This is a genomic window from Nocardiopsis moroccensis, from assembly GCF_055763695.1.
Window position 1 is genome coordinate 5725960 of the sequence record NZ_CP199747.1, and the last position, 16383, is coordinate 5742342.

At 71.2% G+C, this 16383-nt stretch carries 11 protein-coding genes; 6 read left to right on the forward strand and 5 right to left on the reverse strand.

Going from position 1 to position 16383, the window contains the following annotated elements:
• Positions 1 to 27: 27 nt before the first annotated feature.
• Both ACUKCB_RS25405 and ACUKCB_RS25410 read right to left on the reverse strand, forming a co-directional pair.
• A complete protein-coding gene (locus tag ACUKCB_RS25405; protein WP_473038075.1) occupies positions 28 to 1284 on the reverse strand; it encodes a glycosyltransferase in 1257 nt (418 codons plus the stop codon).
• Positions 1285 to 1592: 308 nt separating this feature from the next.
• On the reverse strand, positions 1593 to 3350 hold the full coding sequence (locus tag ACUKCB_RS25410; RefSeq protein WP_473038076.1) for a S1C family serine protease: 1758 nt from the start codon (positions 3348 to 3350) through the stop codon (positions 1593 to 1595).
• 247 nt (positions 3351 to 3597) lie between these two features.
• On the opposite strand from ACUKCB_RS25410, the gene ACUKCB_RS25415 reads away from it, so the two are divergent.
• Together ACUKCB_RS25415 and ACUKCB_RS25420 are read left to right on the forward strand one after the other, a co-directional pair.
• On the forward strand, positions 3598 to 4203 hold the full coding sequence (locus ACUKCB_RS25415) for a response regulator (protein ID WP_473038077.1): 606 nt from the start codon (positions 3598 to 3600) through the stop codon (positions 4201 to 4203).
• A gap of 94 nt (positions 4204 to 4297) precedes the next feature.
• Positions 4298 to 4936: a hypothetical protein gene (locus ACUKCB_RS25420; protein ID WP_473038078.1), complete on the forward strand. Its 639-nt coding sequence runs from the start codon at positions 4298 to 4300 to the stop codon at positions 4934 to 4936.
• A gap of 160 nt (positions 4937 to 5096) precedes the next feature.
• Here ACUKCB_RS25420 and ACUKCB_RS25425 read toward each other — a convergent pair whose 3' ends face one another.
• Complete coding sequence (locus ACUKCB_RS25425) at positions 5097 to 7262, reverse strand: SpoIIE family protein phosphatase (RefSeq protein WP_473041133.1); 2166 nt, start codon at positions 7260 to 7262, stop codon at positions 5097 to 5099.
• Between the two features lie 445 nt (positions 7263 to 7707).
• On the opposite strand from ACUKCB_RS25425, the gene ACUKCB_RS25430 reads away from it, so the two are divergent.
• Both ACUKCB_RS25430 and ACUKCB_RS25435 read left to right on the forward strand, forming a co-directional pair.
• A complete protein-coding gene (locus ACUKCB_RS25430) occupies positions 7708 to 12117 on the forward strand; it encodes a HAMP domain-containing protein (protein WP_473038079.1) in 4410 nt (1469 codons plus the stop codon).
• Between the two features lie 6 nt (positions 12118 to 12123).
• Positions 12124 to 12765 carry a response regulator gene (locus tag ACUKCB_RS25435; RefSeq protein WP_473038080.1) on the forward strand — a complete coding sequence of 214 codons (642 nt, stop codon included), beginning with the start codon at positions 12124 to 12126 and terminating at the stop codon, positions 12763 to 12765.
• A 54-nt stretch (positions 12766 to 12819) separates the two neighbouring features.
• Here ACUKCB_RS25435 and ACUKCB_RS25440 read toward each other — a convergent pair whose 3' ends face one another.
• On the reverse strand, positions 12820 to 13977 hold the full coding sequence (locus ACUKCB_RS25440; RefSeq protein ID WP_473041134.1) for a PAS domain-containing protein: 1158 nt from the start codon (positions 13975 to 13977) through the stop codon (positions 12820 to 12822).
• Positions 13978 to 14149: 172 nt separating this feature from the next.
• Here ACUKCB_RS25440 and ACUKCB_RS25445 point away from each other — a divergent pair, with 172 nt between their 5' ends.
• On the forward strand, positions 14150 to 14932 hold the full coding sequence (locus ACUKCB_RS25445) for an ANTAR domain-containing response regulator (RefSeq protein ID WP_473038081.1): 783 nt from the start codon (positions 14150 to 14152) through the stop codon (positions 14930 to 14932).
• A gap of 148 nt (positions 14933 to 15080) precedes the next feature.
• Positions 15081 to 15428: an STAS domain-containing protein gene (locus ACUKCB_RS25450; protein WP_473038082.1), complete on the forward strand. Its 348-nt coding sequence runs from the start codon at positions 15081 to 15083 to the stop codon at positions 15426 to 15428.
• On the opposite strand, the gene ACUKCB_RS25455 is transcribed toward ACUKCB_RS25450, so the two are convergent.
• Positions 15418 to 16383, reverse strand: coding sequence for an anti-sigma factor RsbA family regulatory protein (locus ACUKCB_RS25455; protein ID WP_473038083.1), 966 nt, complete (start codon positions 16381 to 16383; stop codon positions 15418 to 15420). The genes ACUKCB_RS25450 and ACUKCB_RS25455 overlap by 11 nt on opposite strands.

Genomic DNA, 16383 nt, shown 5'->3' on the forward strand with positions numbered 1-16383 from the left:
GGGGCGCGGCCCGGCGGACCGGGCCGGTCAGGGCCGGGCGCCGACGGCGGCGTTCAGGTAGATCCGCTCGAAGCGTTCCAGGGAGTCCTCCAGGCGGTGCCGGGCCGCCATCGCCCGGCTGTGCGCGCCCATCCGGACCCGCTCCGTCTCCTCGGCGACCACCGCGTCCACCCGTGCCGCGAGCTCGCCGGGGCGGCCCGGCGGGTACAGGTAGCCGTTGCGGCCCTCCTCCACCAGGTGGGGCAGCGCCATCGCGTCGGCGGCCACCACCGGCAGCCCGCTGGCCATGGCCTCCAGTGTGGCGATGCTCTGGAGTTCGGCGGTGCCCGCGATGGTGAACACGTCCGCGCACCGGTACACGTCGGGCAGGTCCCGATGGGGCACGAACCCGAGGAACACCACCCGGTCGGCTACCCCCTCGGTCCGGGCCAGCTCCGCCAGCCTGGCCCGGTGCGCGCCGTGCCCGGCCAGCACCAGCTGGACGCCGCGGGTGCGCGCCACGGCCCGGACCAGTTCGTCGGCGTGTTTCTCCTCGTCCAATCGGCCCACGAACAGCATCGTCGTGCGCTCGGGTACGCCCAGCCGGGCGCGGGTACGGCGCCGCTCCGTTGCCGGGGCGCCCTCGGGGAACGGCCGGAAGCGCACCAGGTCGATGCCGCAGGAGACCGGCTCCACCGGCCGCGCGAACCCCCGGGCGGCCAGGAGTTCGGCGGCGGCGGGGGTAGGCGTGGTCACGTGTTCGGCCCGGGAGAGCACCCGGGCCAGGTCCCACCAGGCCAGCCGGGCCGCGTGCGGGCGCAGGGCCTCGGGTACCCGCATCGGGTCGAAGAGGTTCTCGGGCATGAAGTGGTTGGTGGCCACCACCGGGATGCCGTGGACACGTGCGGCGCCGGCGAGCATCCGGCCGACCAGGAAGTGGTTCTGGATGTGCACGGCGTCCGGGCGCAGCCGGTCCAGGAGACGGTTCAGGTGGCCGCGCACCCCGGGCGGCAGGGCCAGGCGCACGCTCTCGTGGGCCAGGGACGGCAGGGAGCGCAACCGGTGCTCGACCACCCCGTCCCGCTCCGCCACGTGCGGTCGGCCGTCGGGGGAAGGGCACAGGACGTGCACGTCGGCTCCGCGCCCTGCCAGGCCGCGGGCGAGCCGCGCGGTGAAGTAGGCGGCGCCGTTCACGTCGGGCGGGTAGGTGTCGGTGCCGATGAGCACCCGGGCGGGCCGCCCCCCGCCGCTCCTGCCCGGGGCGCGGGGGACGGCCGGGGACCGGGTGGCGAAGGACGTGGACATACCGGTTCTCCTGGGGGCGTCGAGCGGCCGGCCCGTGCTCCGGTCCGGCGCGGACCACCCCGAGTGTGGTCCACGGTCGTGGACCGCCGCCGACCTCCCGGTGACGTCGAGGCGACCGGCGGTACAGCACACGGAGCCCAGGGGAACGCTCTCCGTGTCTGCCCGGGCGATGCAGGTGACTGTTCAGGGGGGCCGGCCGAGGGCGCGACGACCGGTACGGGGCAGCGCACGAGGGCGGGGGCGGACCGGCCCGCCGGCCGACCCGCCCCCGTTCACGTTTCGAGGAACCGTGGCGGAAGACGCCCCCGTCAGTCCTCCTCGACCTCCGAGGTCTCCTCCTCGGCGGAGCTCGCGCTCTGCTCGCCGAGCGTCACCTCGACGTCCTCCGGTGAACCGCTGCCGCCGGACAGCACGCCCAGGGTGAGCTCGTCGCCGGGCTGGTGGGCGCGGATCTGCGCGATCAGCTGGTCGGCTGAGGACACGCTCTCACCGTTCACGGACACCACCACGTCACCGACCTCCAGGCCCGCCTCGTCGGCGGCACCGCCCTCGGTCAGCCCCATGATCTCGGCTCCGCCGACCCGGCTGGGCGCGATGGTGGCCTGGATGGCGGGGTAGCTCGCGCTGCCGTCCTCGATCAGCTGTTCGGCGATGGGCTGGACCTGGTTGATCGGGATGGCGAAGCCCAGACCCACCGAACCGCTCTCCTGGGACAGGCCGGCGATGGCGGTGTTGATGCCGACGACCTCGCCGGCCATGTTCACCAGCGGGCCGCCGGAGTTGCCGGGGTTGATCGCGGCGTCGGTCTGGATCGCGTTGATCACCGTCGACGTCTGGGATTCACCGGTCTCGGTCACCCCGGTGTTCACCGGGCGGTTCAGCGCGCTCACCACACCCGCGGTCACCGTGCCGGACAGGCCGAGCGGCGAACCGATCGCCACCACGTCGCCGCCCACGCCGACCTGGTCGGAGTCGCCGAGTGTGGCCGGGGTGAGGTCGTTGCGGCCCTGGACCTGGACCACGGCGATGTCGGAGACCGGGTCGGAACCGAGCACCTCCGCCTCCGCCGCGCTCCCGTCGTTGAACCGCACCTGGAGGGGGCCGCCCTGGGCCGCCTCCACCACGTGCGAGTTGGTGAGGATCTGTCCGTCGGAGGAGATGATGACTCCGCTGCCGCCGCCGGATCCGGCCTGGAGGGAGACCACGCTGGGCAGGACCTGCTCGGCGACCTCGCCCACGGCCCCCTCGGTGGCGCTCGTTCCCTGTTCACCGGTGAGCGAGCTGACCGGCGAGCTCGGCCCGTCGGGCAGGAGGTAGGCGGTGCCCAACGCGGCCGCCGGACCCACGATCAGGCTCGTGACCAGAGCGGTCGCCGCCGCGATGCCCACGACCTTGCCCATGCCGCGCTTCCTGCGCGCTTCCTGGGGCCGGTCGGGGAAGGGGCCCTGGCCGAACTGGCCGTAGGGCTGCTGTCCGAACGGGCCCATCTGGTGGGAGCCGGTCGGCTGGTGCCCGGTACCGGGCACGTGGGGGCCGGCGGGACCGCCGAAGGCGTGCTGCTGGCCGGGCCGGCCGCCGTGACCCGCGGACGCGAAGGCCGCGGTGTGCGGTCCCTGCGGGGCGCCGTGGGGACCGTGCTGGGCACCGTGGGCCCCGGGCTGGGGGCCGCCCTGCCCCTGGGCCCCGGGGAAGGGCGGCGAGCCCCCGGTGTGGCCTTCGGGGCCGGGGAAGACATAGGAGGCCCGGTCGGTGTCGTTGGGGCCGGTCGCCCATCCGGGCTCGGCGCCCTCGGGCGGGGAGAAACGCGGAGCGGGCCGGTCCCCGGGCGCCTCGGGGGTGCTCGGGGAGGGCTGTGCCGCCTGCTCGGCGGCGCGGTCGCCATCGCCGTTCGCCGCGGGCGTGTCGTTCACCGCGGGGCCGTCGTCGGCGAGGGGGCCTCGGCCGGGGGCCGCCTCGGTGTCGTTGGGGCGGTCGGTGGCACCGGACCCGGCACGACCGTGCTCGGCGTCGCCGTGCTCGGCTCTCGCACCGGTCTCCGGACCGTCACTCGGGTCGTTGGGGTGCAACTCATCCTCCGGCTTGCGGGACGATGTACTGACATGCTTCATCTTGGGGCGCGTGGGTTAGAACAGGGTGAGAGCCCGATACAGCGTGGTTTCGAGTTCGCTCCGCCCCTGGCCGGTCGCGCTCCCGCAGACGTGAACGCGCTCCGTCCTACCCGGATTCCCGCGCGAATCCGGGTCTTATGCGACACAATGTCCGGAACCATACCGTGCCCGCGGTCCCAGGACGCGGTACGACAGGGAAGGCCCCGTGATCAAGCTCGTTCTCGCCGACGACGAACACCTGGTGCGCGGAGCGATCGCCGCGCTCCTCGGCCTGGAGGACGACCTGGAGGTCGTCGCCGAGGTCGGCCGTGGCGACCAGGTGGTGGACACCGTCGTCGAACACGGCGCGGCCGTCGCCGTCCTGGACATCGAGATGCCGGGTGCCACGGGCCTGGATGCCGCCGCCGAGCTGCGCGAGCGTGCGCCCGACTGCGGGGTCGTCATCCTCACCAGCTTCGGCCGACCCGGTTACCTGCGCCGCGCCCTGGCCTCGGGCGCCCGCGGCTTCCTCGCCAAGGACGCCCCCGTCGAGCAGCTCGCCGGGGCCATCCGCAAGGTTCACGGCGGCGGCCGTTACATCGACACCGAACTCGCCGCCGCCGCGATGGTCGGCGGGGAGAGTCCGCTCACCGACCGTGAGGCCGAGGTCCTGCGCGCTGCCGCCGACGGGGCCACCGTGGCTCGTATCGCCAGGAGCCTGCACCTCACCGAGGGCACGGTGCGCAACTACCTGTCCAACGCCATCGGCAAGACCGGGTCCGAGAACCGGATGGCCGCCATCCGCACCGCCCAGGACATGGGCTGGCTCTGACCGGTTTGGGGCCGGGGCGGGGTCGATGTCCTTGCCATATCTCTTCGTATCTGGATACTCACTAATAGTAACTTCCTCTAGGTGAGAAGGTCCCATGCTGCACGCCCGAAGCATCGCCAGCGTGATGGCGGCGACGGCCGTCGCCCTTCCGATGATGGCCGCGACAGCTCAGGCCGACGACTGGTCCGGCTACCACGGCGTCGAGAAGTACACGGCTCGGCTCGACCCGGTCACGGTCAACAACTCCGACGCCGCGGGCACGGCACAGGTGTGGCTGGCCGACAACGACGCGCGGATCCGGATCCACGTCGACGACGTCCTCGCCGGGCACCCGCACGCGCAGCACATCCACGTCGGAGGGCGCGGCGAGTGCCCCACCGACTACGACGCCGGCATCCACAACGGTCGGCGGGCGCTGAGCACCCTGGACGGCATCGACGCCTACGGCGGGGTCGAGACCTCCCTCACCACCGAGGGGGACACCAGCGCCGCCAGCGGCCTCGCCGTCGACCGCTTCCCCACGGCCCCGGAGGGAAGCGTTTCCTACGACCGCACCCTCGAACTGAGCGACGCCGCGGCGGACGCGATCCGGGCGGGCAACGCGGTCATCGTCATCCACGGCATCGACTACGACGGCGACGGCACCTACGGTGACGTCCTGGGCCCCAGCGACCTGGACCCGGACCTGCCGATGGAGGCCACCAACCCGGCCGCGTGCGGTCCGCTGCGTTGACCCCTCAGAGGTGCTGAACTGACGCGGAACGCCTGCTGAGGGCGCCCGTGACCAAACGGGACCGGGGGCTTCGGAGCGCTTCGGAGCCCCGGTTTCCGTGCCGGGACGCCCGGCCGCGGGCCGGCGGGCACCATCGCCACCGGGCCCGGTGAGCACCGCCCTACAGGAAGCGCAGCACCAGCATCGCGGTGTCGTCGACGTTGCCGCCCGGGGCGTACTCCTCCAGTTCGCGGTCGATCCGGCTGATCACCGCCTGGGCGGTCAGGCCGGCCGCATGGGAGAAGATCTTCTCCAACCCCTCGTCGCCGAGCATGTCCGAACCGCTGCGCCGCTCGGTGACGCCGTCGGTCACCGCGAGCACCACCTCGCCGGGACGGATGTCCACGCTCTCCGTGCTGAACCCCACGTCCTCGAACGCGCCCAGCAGCGGCTGGGAGCTGCCGAACGCCTGCACCTCGCCCTTCTGGTTGAGGCGCAGCGGCAGCGGGTGCCCGGCACAGACCATGCGCACCCGCATGCCTCCGGCCTCGTCCGTGGCCGGGGTCATCTCCCCGTACAGCATGGTCAGGAACCGGGTCGAGGTGTTCTCGTCCAGGATCGCCAGGTTCAGCCGCTGCATGATGTGCGCCGGGGTGAAGCCCTCCCTGGCCAGCGCACGCAGGGTGTGCCGGGCCAGGCCGGTGACCGCGGCGGCCTCCGGTCCGGTACCGCACACGTCACCGATGGCGAAGCACCAGCGCCCGCTGGCGGAGAACACGTCGTAGAAGTCGCCGCCCACCTCGCTGCGCTCGTCCGAGGGACGGTAGTAGACCGCGTGGTCCACACCGGGGATCACCGGCTCCTTGTCCTTGGCCGGGAGGAGGCTGCGCTGCAGGGCCGTGCTCATCGCCGTGTGCCGCTCGTGCAGCCGCGCGTTCTCCATCGCCGAGGCCACCCGGCGGCTGAGGTCGTCGGCGACGTCGGCCTCCTCACGGGTGAAGTCGTCCGACTCGTTCTTGCCGATCGTCATCTGGCCCAGCGCCCTGCCGTGCGCCACCAGCGGGACACTGATCGCTGGGCCCCGGGCGATCATTCCGGTGAGCTGCTCGTCCAGCCCCTCCCGGACCAGCTCCTCGTGCGTCCACAACGGCCCCGGTTCACGCTGCTCGCGCGGAGGCAGGGCGGTCAGCAGCGAACGCAGGATGTCGCTGAGGTTCTCGTCGCCGTGCACCACGTGGGTCAGCTTGGAGAGCCCCAGCTCGTTGATGGTGTGGATGGCGCACCAGCGGCCCAGGCGGGAGGTGATCAGCTGCGCGGCCAGCGCACCCGTCATCCGCTCGTCCAGGGTGCCCGCGAGCAGGTCACTGGCCTCGGCCAGGAAGCTCAGCGAGGCACGGCGGCTCAGCTCGACCTCGGCCAGCCGGGACCGCTCCACCGGTAGCGCGATCAGGTCCGCGCCCTCCTGGAGCCGTTTGGCCGCCCCCGGACCGAAGTGCCGGGCCCGGGCGGAGGCCACCCCGAGCAGCCCCGTCACCCGGCCGTCCACGATCAGCGGAGCCGTCACCAGGGAGCGCATCCCGGCCCTGGCCAGGGCACCCCGGGTGGCACGGGCGATCATCAGGTCGTCGTTGATCACCGGTCCGGGCTCGGGCGCGGCGGACGGAAAGATCTCCTCGGTTCGCACCCGCAGCGGTCGCCAGGGCGCCCCGCCGGTCAGGCCGACCGCCGAGCGCACCTCCCACATGGTCTCGTCCGAGGTGGCCAGCGCGATGTAGGCGGCGTCCCCGCTCAGCGCCGAGGTCGCGTACTCCACGGTGCGTTCCAGCAGTTGGGGCAGGGACAACCGGGAGCTCAGCGCCGCGTCCAGCGCCGACCACACGGGCGGGCGCACGGCACGGGAGGGGCCCTTGCGCACCGGAGGGGACTCCAACGACGGGTGCGCCCCGGCGCTGTCCTCGATGCGGAACCACACGGCCTTGTCGTTGCGCCCGTAGCTGACACCCCAGCTGGAGGCGATGGCCGACGCCAGGGCCAGCCCCAGGCCGCCGTTGCGCTCGTCCCCGCTGGAGGGCGAGGTGTCCACGGCCAGCGGGCCGGCCTGCGGGACGGCGCGCTCGGGTGCGGAGTCGGTGACCATGACCTCGGTCGAACCCTCCGAGCGGCGCACGGCCACCTCCAGCGCCGAGTCCGCGTGGATGACGGCGTTGGTGACCAGTTCGCTGACCAGAAGGATGATGTCGTCGAAGGGGTCGGGCACACCCCAGGTCAGCAGGGTGTCGTGCACGAACTCTCGGGCGGCCGCCGCGGTCTCGGGAGCAGGGGGGAACTCTCGTCGAGCGACCTTCAACGCGTCTTGTGCTGCCAAGCCGTCGGTGTCCTTCGTCACTGGGCGCGGGTGTGGGAGTAGTGGCCACTGCCACGATACGCGTGCCGCCCACCTGGTCGCCGCGTTCCCTCCCGAACCACGGTTCGCGTGCTCCCGGGGCGGGCGGGCTTGGCGGGCCCCGACAGCGGGCAGGAGACCGGTACGGCCGACCCTCCCGTGCCCAACATGGCGAACCCTCCTGTGCTCGGTGGCGCGGCCGGTTAGTGTAAGACGACACATCCGCTTCTTTCGGGTGGTACTTCGCGGCGGTAGCGTGACGGAGTGTCACCAAGGGTGCCCGTGGCTACGCGTGCGCCCCCGTGTCCCGTGCGTGCGGTTCGTGCGGGGCCGCCCCGGCGTGGGTCGGCCCGGTCGAGGCGTGCGGGTCCGGTAGCCGAGATGGCGTGCGGGATTGAGGAGGGGTTTCATGCCCGAGGCGGTCACGGAACTGGCCGACGACCAGCTCGACGAGATTCTGAGTGCCCTGTACCGGATGCGCGACGGTGACTTCAGCGTCCGGCTCAGGTCGCGGGGCAGCGGCAAGCTCCGCGAGATCACCTCGGTGTTCAACGAGGTGATCGACCACAGCGAACAGCTCAGTACCGAGCTCCAGCGGGTCGGCGACGTGGTGCGCGACGAGGGCAGGCTCAACGAGCGGGTCAACGTCCACCCCGCCAGGGGAGCCTGGGGCAACAGCGCCAGAGCGCTGAACGTCCTCCTGGACGAGGTCGCCGAGCCCGTCACCGACGTCGCCCGCGTCCTGGACTCGGTCGCCGAGGGTGAACTGAACCGCAGGGCCTCGACCGAGGGCCGCCGCGGCGAGCTCAAGGGCGACCTGCTGCGCCTGGCCAACACGGTGAACCGGATGGCCGACCAGATGAGCGGCTTCACCGAGGAGGTCACCCGGGTGGCCCGTGAGGTGGGTACCGAGGGCAAGCTGGGCGGCAGCGCCCGGGTCGAGGACGTCTCCGGTGCCTGGCGCGAGGTCACCGAGTCCGTCAACCAGATGGCCTCCCGCCTCACCCTCCAGGTCCGTGACATCTCCACCGTCACGACCGCCGTCGCCCGGGGTGACCTGAGCAAGAAGATCACCATCGACGTCCAGGGCGAGATGCTGGAGCTCAAGGACACCTTCAACACGATGGTGGACCAGCTCTCCACGTTCGCCGACGAGGTGACCCGGGTGGCCCGTGAGGTGGGTACCGAGGGCAAGCTGGGTGGCCGCGCCAACGTCCGGGGGGTCCAGGGCATCTGGAAGAACCTCACGGACAACGTGAACTCGATGGCGGACAACCTGACCAACCAGGTCCGCGACATCTCCAAGGTGACCACGGCGGTGGCCCGGGGCGACCTGACCCGCAAGGTCGAGGTGGACGTCCAGGGCGAGATGCTGGCCCTGAAGAACACCGTGAACACGATGGTCGACCAGCTCGACTCCCTGGCCGACGAGGTCACCAGGGTGGCCCGTGAGGTGGGTACCGAGGGCAAGCTGGGTGGCCGCGCCAACGTCAAGGGCGTGTCGGGCATTTGGAAGGACCTGACCGACAACGTCAACTCGATGGCCAACAGCCTCACCTACCAGGTCCGCAACATCTCCCAGGTGACGACCGCGGTCGCCAAGGGCGACCTGAGCAAGAAGATCACGGTCGACGCCCAGGGCGAGATGCTCGACATGAAGGACACCATCAACAAGATGGTGGACCAGCTCTCGACCTTCGCCGACGAGGTCACCAGGGTGGCCCGCGAGGTCGGTACCGAGGGCAAGCTGGCCGGTCAGGCCCACGTGCGCGACGTGTCCGGGGTCTGGAAGGACCTGACCGACAACGTCAACTCGATGGCCAACAACCTGACCTACCAGGTACGGCAGATCTCCATGGTCACGCGGGCGGTCGCCGCCGGTGACCTGACCAAGAAGGTCACCGTCAACGCCAAGGGCGAGATGCTGGAGCTGAAGGACACCATCAACGTGATGGTGGACCAGTTGTCCGCGTTCGCCGACGAGGTGACCCGGGTGGCCCGTGAGGTGGGTACCGAGGGCAAGCTGGGCGGCCGCGCCAGCGTCAAGGGCGTCTCGGGCATCTGGAACGATCTCACCGAGAACGTGAACTCGATGTCGCACAACCTCACCACGCAGGTGCGCAACATCTCCGAGGTCACGACCGCGGTCGCCGCGGGCGATCTGACCAAGAAGATCGACGTCAACGCCCAGGGCGAGATCCTGGAGGTGAAGACGACGGTGAACACGATGGTGGACCAGCTGTCGGCCTTCGCCACCGAGGTCACCCGGGTCGCCCACGAGGTGGGCAGCCAGGGGCAGCTGGGCGGCCAGGCCAAGGTCGAGGGCGTCACCGGCACCTGGAAGCAGCTCACCGACAGCGTGAACGGCCTGGCGGGCAACCTCACCACACAGGTGCGCGCGATCGCCGAGGTCGCCAACGCCGTCGCCAAGGGCGACCTGACCCGCAACATCCAGGTCGACACCCGCGGTGAGATGGAACAGCTCAAGGACAACATCAACCTGATGGTGTCCAACCTGCGCGAGACCACCGCCGACCAGCGCGACGCCGACTGGCTCAAGTCCAACCTGGCCCGCATCTCCGGTCACATCCAGGGCCACCGCGACCTGAACGAGCTCGCCCGCCTGATCATGACCGAGGTGACGCCGCTGATCGACGCCCAGCACGGCGCCTGCTACCTGCCCGAGGACCAGGACCACGAGGACATCTTCCGCCTCTACGCGGGCTTCGGCTTCCAACCCTCGGAGGAGCGCCGACGCATCCGCATGGGTGTCGGTCTGGCCGGGGAGGCCCTGTCCCAGCAGGTCGAACAGCAGATCTCCAACATCCCGCCCGGCTACGTCACGGTCGAGTCGGGGTTGGGCGCCGCCGCGCCGCGCAACCTGTACATCCTTCCCATCGTGACTGAGGGGCGCTCGCTCGGCGTCGTGGAGTTCGCCTCCTACGAGGAGTTCCGCGAGATCCACAAGAACTTCCTCCGCCAGCTGGTCGCCCTCCTCGGCACCACGATCAACACCATCCTGGCCAACAACCGCACCGAGCACCTGCTCGAACAGTCCCAGCAGCTCACCAGCCAGCTGCGCGAGCGCTCCAACGAGCTCCAGCGCCAGCAGGAGGAGTTGCGGGGCAAGAACGCGGAACTGCGCCAGAAGGCCACCCAGCTGGCCAACCAGAACCGCGCGATCGAACTCCAGAACCAGCAGATCCAGCGTTCCCGCAACGCCCTGGAGGAGCGTGCGCACCAGCTCCAGGTCTCGTCCAAGTACAAGTCCGAGTTCCTGGCGAACATGTCGCACGAGCTGCGCACTCCGCTCAACAGCCTGCTGATCCTGGCCCGGCTGCTCGCCGACAACGCCGAGCAGAACCTGTCCGCCAAGCAGGTCGAGTTCGCCCAGACCATCCACAAGGCCGGCAGCGACCTGCTGCTGCTCATCGACGAGATCCTCGACCTGTCCAAGGTGGAGGCGGGCCGCGCCGAGGTGCAGCCCAGCGAGGTCTCGATCGCACAGCTCGTCGACTACGTGGAGGCCACCTTCCGCCCGATCACCGGTGAGCAGGGGCTGGCGTTCGCGGTGGACGTGTCCCCGGACATCCCCGGCACGCTGTGGACCGACGAACAGCGCCTCCAACAGATCCTGCGCAACCTGCTCTCCAACGCGGTCAAGTTCACCCCGCAGGGCGAGGTCCGGCTGCTCATCGAGCCCGCCTGGGCGCTGGAGGACACCGACCTCGACATGTTCGTGGAGAACGAGGAGGTCATCGCGTTCACGGTCGCCGACACCGGCATCGGGATCGCCGAGGACAAGCTCCAGGTGATCTTCGAGGCCTTCCACCAGGGCGACGGCGGGACGTCCCGGCGCTTCGGCGGTACCGGCCTGGGCCTGTCCATCAGCCGGAGCTTCGCCCGCCTGCTCGGCGGTGAGATCCGGGTGCAGAGCGTGGCCAACCAGGGTTCGACCTTCACCCTGCTGATCCCGGTGCGGCTGCCCGACGACGCGGGGGAGGCGGCCGAGGCGCTCTCCGCCATGGAACCGGTCCCCGCGCTGGAGACGGGCCGCGGCGAGCACGAGCCGCTGACCGACCTCGACCACGACCTCGACCTGCCCGACGAGGACTTCGACGCGGTCGTGGCCGCGCTGACCGACTCCGGGGAGCCCGAGGAACCGCTGCCGATGGTGCAGGTGCTCAAGGCGCCCGAGCCCGCAGAGGACGAGTCGTCCCAGGAGACCGCGGAGGCCCGGCCCGACCCGGAGCGGAGTGCCGTCCTCGCCGGCCAGCGCGTGCTCATCGTCGACGACGACGTGCGCAACGTGTTCGCGCTGACCAGTGCGCTCGAAGCCCAGGGGTTGGAGGTCCTCTACGCTGACAACGGCCACACGGGGATCGAGAAACTCGAGGCCAACGAGGACATCTCACTCGTCCTGATGGACGTGATGATGCCCGAACTGGACGGCAACCAGACCACCCAGCGCATCCGGGAGATGCCCCAGTTCGAGGACCTGCCGATCATCTCCCTGACGGCCAAGGCCATGCAGGGTGACCGGGAGCGCAGCCTCGCGGCGGGTGCCACCGACTACGTGACCAAACCGGTCGACCTCGATCACCTCCTGGACGTGATGCGCAGGTGGCTCACGGCCGGACCGGAGGAGACCCGGGCCGGTGCCGCGGCGGACGATGCGCAGGCCGGTGAGACGGCGGCGCCCCCGGGCGGGCACAATGGCGCCACGGGCGACGAACCCCACAGCGGTACCAGGGACGACAGCGAAGCGAACGGGGCCGCTGGCAGCACCGGTAGCACCCCGACCGAAGACTCGGAGTAGCAAGCAGTGACTCAGAAGGCCAACATCCTCCTCGTCGACGACCGCGACGAAAACCTCATCGCTTTGGAGGCGGCCCTCACCTCTCTCGACCAGAACCTGGTCCGGGCCAACTCCGGTGAGGAGGCACTGAAGCACCTTCTGGGCACCGACTTCGCGGTCATCCTGCTCGACGTGATCATGCCCGGCATGGACGGATACGAGACCGCCGCGCACATCAAGCAGCGCGAGAAGACCAAGGACGTGCCGATCATCTTCCTGACCGCCCAGGAGGTCGACCGGCACCAGGTCTTCCGCGGCTACTCCTCGCGCGCGGTGGACTTCCTGATCAAGCCGTTCGACCCGTGGGTGCTGCGCTCCAAGGTCGAGGTGTTCGTGGAGCTGCACCAGCTCAAGGCGCAGATGCGTGAGCAGGCCAGGTCGCTCCAGCGCGTCCTCGGCCAGGAGACCGGCGAACCCGGCAGGGTCCTCGCCGAACAGCTCGCCCAGCGCTCCCGCCAGGTCCAGTCCGACCTGGCCTCGCTGCGCGAGCACATCGTGGACAACTACCAGGAGGTCGACCAGCCGCTGGTGGACGCCGTCCGCCGTGTCGACCGCTCCGCCTCCCGGCTGTCCACCCTGGTCGACACCCTGCACGGCCCCGAGGAGTAGGTTTAGCGCTTATTTCGGGCCTCCGCTGGCGCTTCGGCCCCGAGCAGACACAGCTCAGGGCCGGGGCGGCAGGGCGAGGCCGATGTGCTCGCCGATCTCCTCGATGAGGCCCAGGTCGGCGAGGCGGAAACTCCCCCGGTTGCTGCGGCGGATCAGGGTGAGCGCGCCGCGTACGCCCCGGCTGCCCCGCAGCGGCACGCACAGCAGTGAACCCGCACCGAGCACGGAGAGCAGCGGTGCCCCCGCCCCGGTTCGACCGAGGACCGTCTCGTCCTCGATGAGCGGGAACAGCAGCGACTGACCCCTCCCCAGCACCTCGCCCGGAATGTCGGAGTCCCCGGGGGTGAGCCCGGCGACCTCCTCGCGCTGGCCCGCGGGTGCGTCTGCCGGGCCGACCACGGCTGCGCGGCGAGCCGCCTCGGGGTCCCCGGGCAGGTCGCGGACGTCGATGATCACCCAGTCCGCGTACGAGTCGGCCAGCAGGTCGGCCGCCTCGGTCAGTGCGAGCCCCTTGGTCGGTGTGGTGCCGCGGAGCAGGAGCCTGGTCATCCGGGTCAGCACGTCCAACCGCCTGGCGGCCAGCACCACGACCTGGTCCTCCACCTCCGCCTCCAACGGGGCGGGGCCCTCCTCCTCCGTGCCGTTCATGGGCGGCGACATCGCGACCAGGACCAGCGGCTGTGCCTCGGTGGGCAGTTCCAGGCGGGTGAGGGTCAGGTGCACGTCCTCCGCCCAACCGCGCTGGGCCAGCCGCGACTCCAGGTTGGCGGGGCCGTCCCCGCGCAGCACGGCGGCCAGCCACGACTGCATGGCCGCCCGTTTGCGCAGGTCGACGAAGTGGGAGAAGGGCTTTCCGGTGAGGTAGCCGGGGGCGCTGCCCAGCTGGTTGGCTCCGGCGTTGTTGATCCTGCGGATGTAGCCGTCGTGGTCCAGCAGGACCACCGGCACGCTGAGTTCGCCGAAGACGGCGCGCAGCAGGACGCGGTCCCCGTCCTCCGCGGGCCTTCGCGGTCCGGGCGGCTCACTGTGGGCGCGGGCCAACTCGCCGCCGACCGACCCCAGCAGGCGTTCGGCGTACTCCAGTTCGGCCAGGGCCGCCTCGGCGGTGCCCTGGGCGTCGTCGGGGTACATGGCGTGCGTGTCGCTCAACGCGGCTATGCGTTCACTCAGAGCAGCGATCTCGCGTTGCAGATCGGCGAGGTTCTCCGGCACGCTCACGGTCTCCCGGTCATCTTCGAGGGCGTCTTGCCAGTACCCGTGCGGTCGGGGCCTGACACGGTTGTCTCCGATGTCTTCCGGCCGAAGCTGACTGTCGTCCGGTCGAGGGTCTCCCGAAGGTTACCTTTGGTGCTGGAACCCGGGACGTCTGGAGGAGGTTCGGACGGTGTGGATCGAACACCTTGCGCGTGACATCGCCGCGCTGGGGCAGACGGAGAACACCACCCTCGAACGCGCCCTGGATCAGATGAGCAGGGCCGCTGCCCTGGGCGTCCCGGGGTGCTCGGCCGCCCTGGTGGTGGTCTGGCGTGAGGTGGTCGGTGCGGACGGGGCCATCCGCCACGTGGTCACCGACTACGGAGCGTCACACGCTGATCTCTCCGAGGCGCTGGAGCACCAGTACACGACCGACCAGGGCCCCACCGTGGAGGCGGTTCGCGAGATGCGCCAGGTCCGGGTCGCCGACGTGCTGCGCGAGCACCGCTGGCCCCGGTACACGAGCATGGCGGTCCAGTGCGGTGATCGCTCCTCGGTCACCCAACCCAGCAAACTCCCCGGGGACGGCGACGGCGACGAGGACCGGATCCTCACCTTCGGGGTGCACTCCGGCCGGGCCGACGCCTTCGACGAGGTGGTCGTCACCCAGCTCACCGCGCTGCTCGCCGAGCACGCGGCGATGGCCCTGCACACGGCGGGCCGCCAGGCCGACGCGGCCCGCGAGTCCGCCCACATGCGCCGCGCCATGTCCGCGCGCACCGTGATCGACCAGGCCAAGGGGATCATCATGCACGCGCGCGGCTGTGACGCGGACACCGCCTTCGCCGCCCTGCGGGAGGTGGCCCAGCGCAACCGGAAGAAGGTCGTGGACGTGGCTCGGGACCTGGTGGAGCAGAACACCGGGCCGCAGCGGTCACAGCGGTTGCGGGGACCACGGGCGGACGGTCGCTGAGCACCGGTGCCGGGGCTGATTCGGGCTGAGTCCCGAGTGTGACCGGGAGCCGTCATGATGAGGGCTCGGGGCCGTCGCCGTGAGCGACGGCGGTCGGTCCGCCCGGGGCCGCCGCCCCGGGGCAGGCGAACGACAAGGAGAGCCGAGCGTGACGTCAGACATCTCGATCCGCCGCGAGGATGGCGTCGTCGTCGTGACACCCGTGGGGGAGATGGACGCGGTCACCTCGCCCGCGCTCGCGCAGGCCCTGGACGGGGTCCTGACGGCCCCCCTCCCGACGGGGGTGGTGGTCGATCTCGCCAAGGTGGGCTTCTGCGACTCCCGCTGCATCGGCGTTCTGGTCTCGGCTTTCCGGCAGGCCCGCGACCTGGGGCTGGGCCTCATCGTCGCCGAACCTCAGCAGCAGGTGAACCGCCTGTTCGTGATCGCGGGGATCGACCAGGTCATCCCGATCAGCGCGAGTACCGGTACCGCGGTGGAGACCCTCAGGATGTGAACCGCGCCTGCCGCTCCAGCCGCGCCCTGCGGTCCAGCCTCGCCTGCTCGTCGAGGAAGTGCAGCCGTACCAGCGAACCCTCACCGCCCCCGCAGATCTCCAGGTAGTCGCAGGTCTGCCGGGTGATCCACAGCCCGTAGCCGCGCGAGCGGAGGCCGTCGGCGGGACGGTACCCGGTCAGCGGGTCGCAGAGGCCGCCCCGCTCGTCGAAGACGTCGCACACCCACCGGTCCGCCGCCCGCCACACGCTCACGCTCCCCTTGCCCGCCCCATGTTCGAGCACGTTGGCGGCGAGTTCGTTCACCGCCACCACCAGGCCGTCCAGCCGGTCCGGGGCCAGCCCGAGGGTGGTGCCGAGCGCCGTGAGCTCGCCGCGCAGGCGGGGGAGCGACTGGCCGATCTCCAGGCCGTGGACGGGCCCCTGCACGGCAAGCGGCTCCGGCGTCCGGGGAAGGCGGCCGAAGGCCTGGACACCCAGGTAGACCGGGTTGGGGTGCGGGCCGTCCGCCTCCACCAGCGCCGGGTGGGTGGCACGGACCGCGGAGCGGGCGCCCGGCCCCAGAGGGCGTTCGTCGTGCACGCACAGCAGCCGCATCCGGACCGGGGCCAGTGCCGTGCTCAGCACCGACTCCAACCGGTGCCACTCACGTCGTTCCAACGCACCACCGAAGAGCGGCGGTTCGGCGACCACGCTGACCGGCACGGGGTCGTGGACCAGGGCCAGGCGGTGCAGGGCGGCCATGGTGCGGCCGGGGGCGTCGTAGAGGGCACCCCGGTCGACCACGTGCACCCGGCCGCGCTCGTGTGGGGTGAGCGCCTCCAGGAGAGCGGCGGGGTCGGCGACGGCGAGCACGGTGTGCGCGTCCTCGCGTACGGCCGACCGCAACCGCTCTCCGGCCACCTCGTGGAACCGTCTCTCCCGGCGGAAGAGCAGGCCCTGGTGTTCGAACGTCAT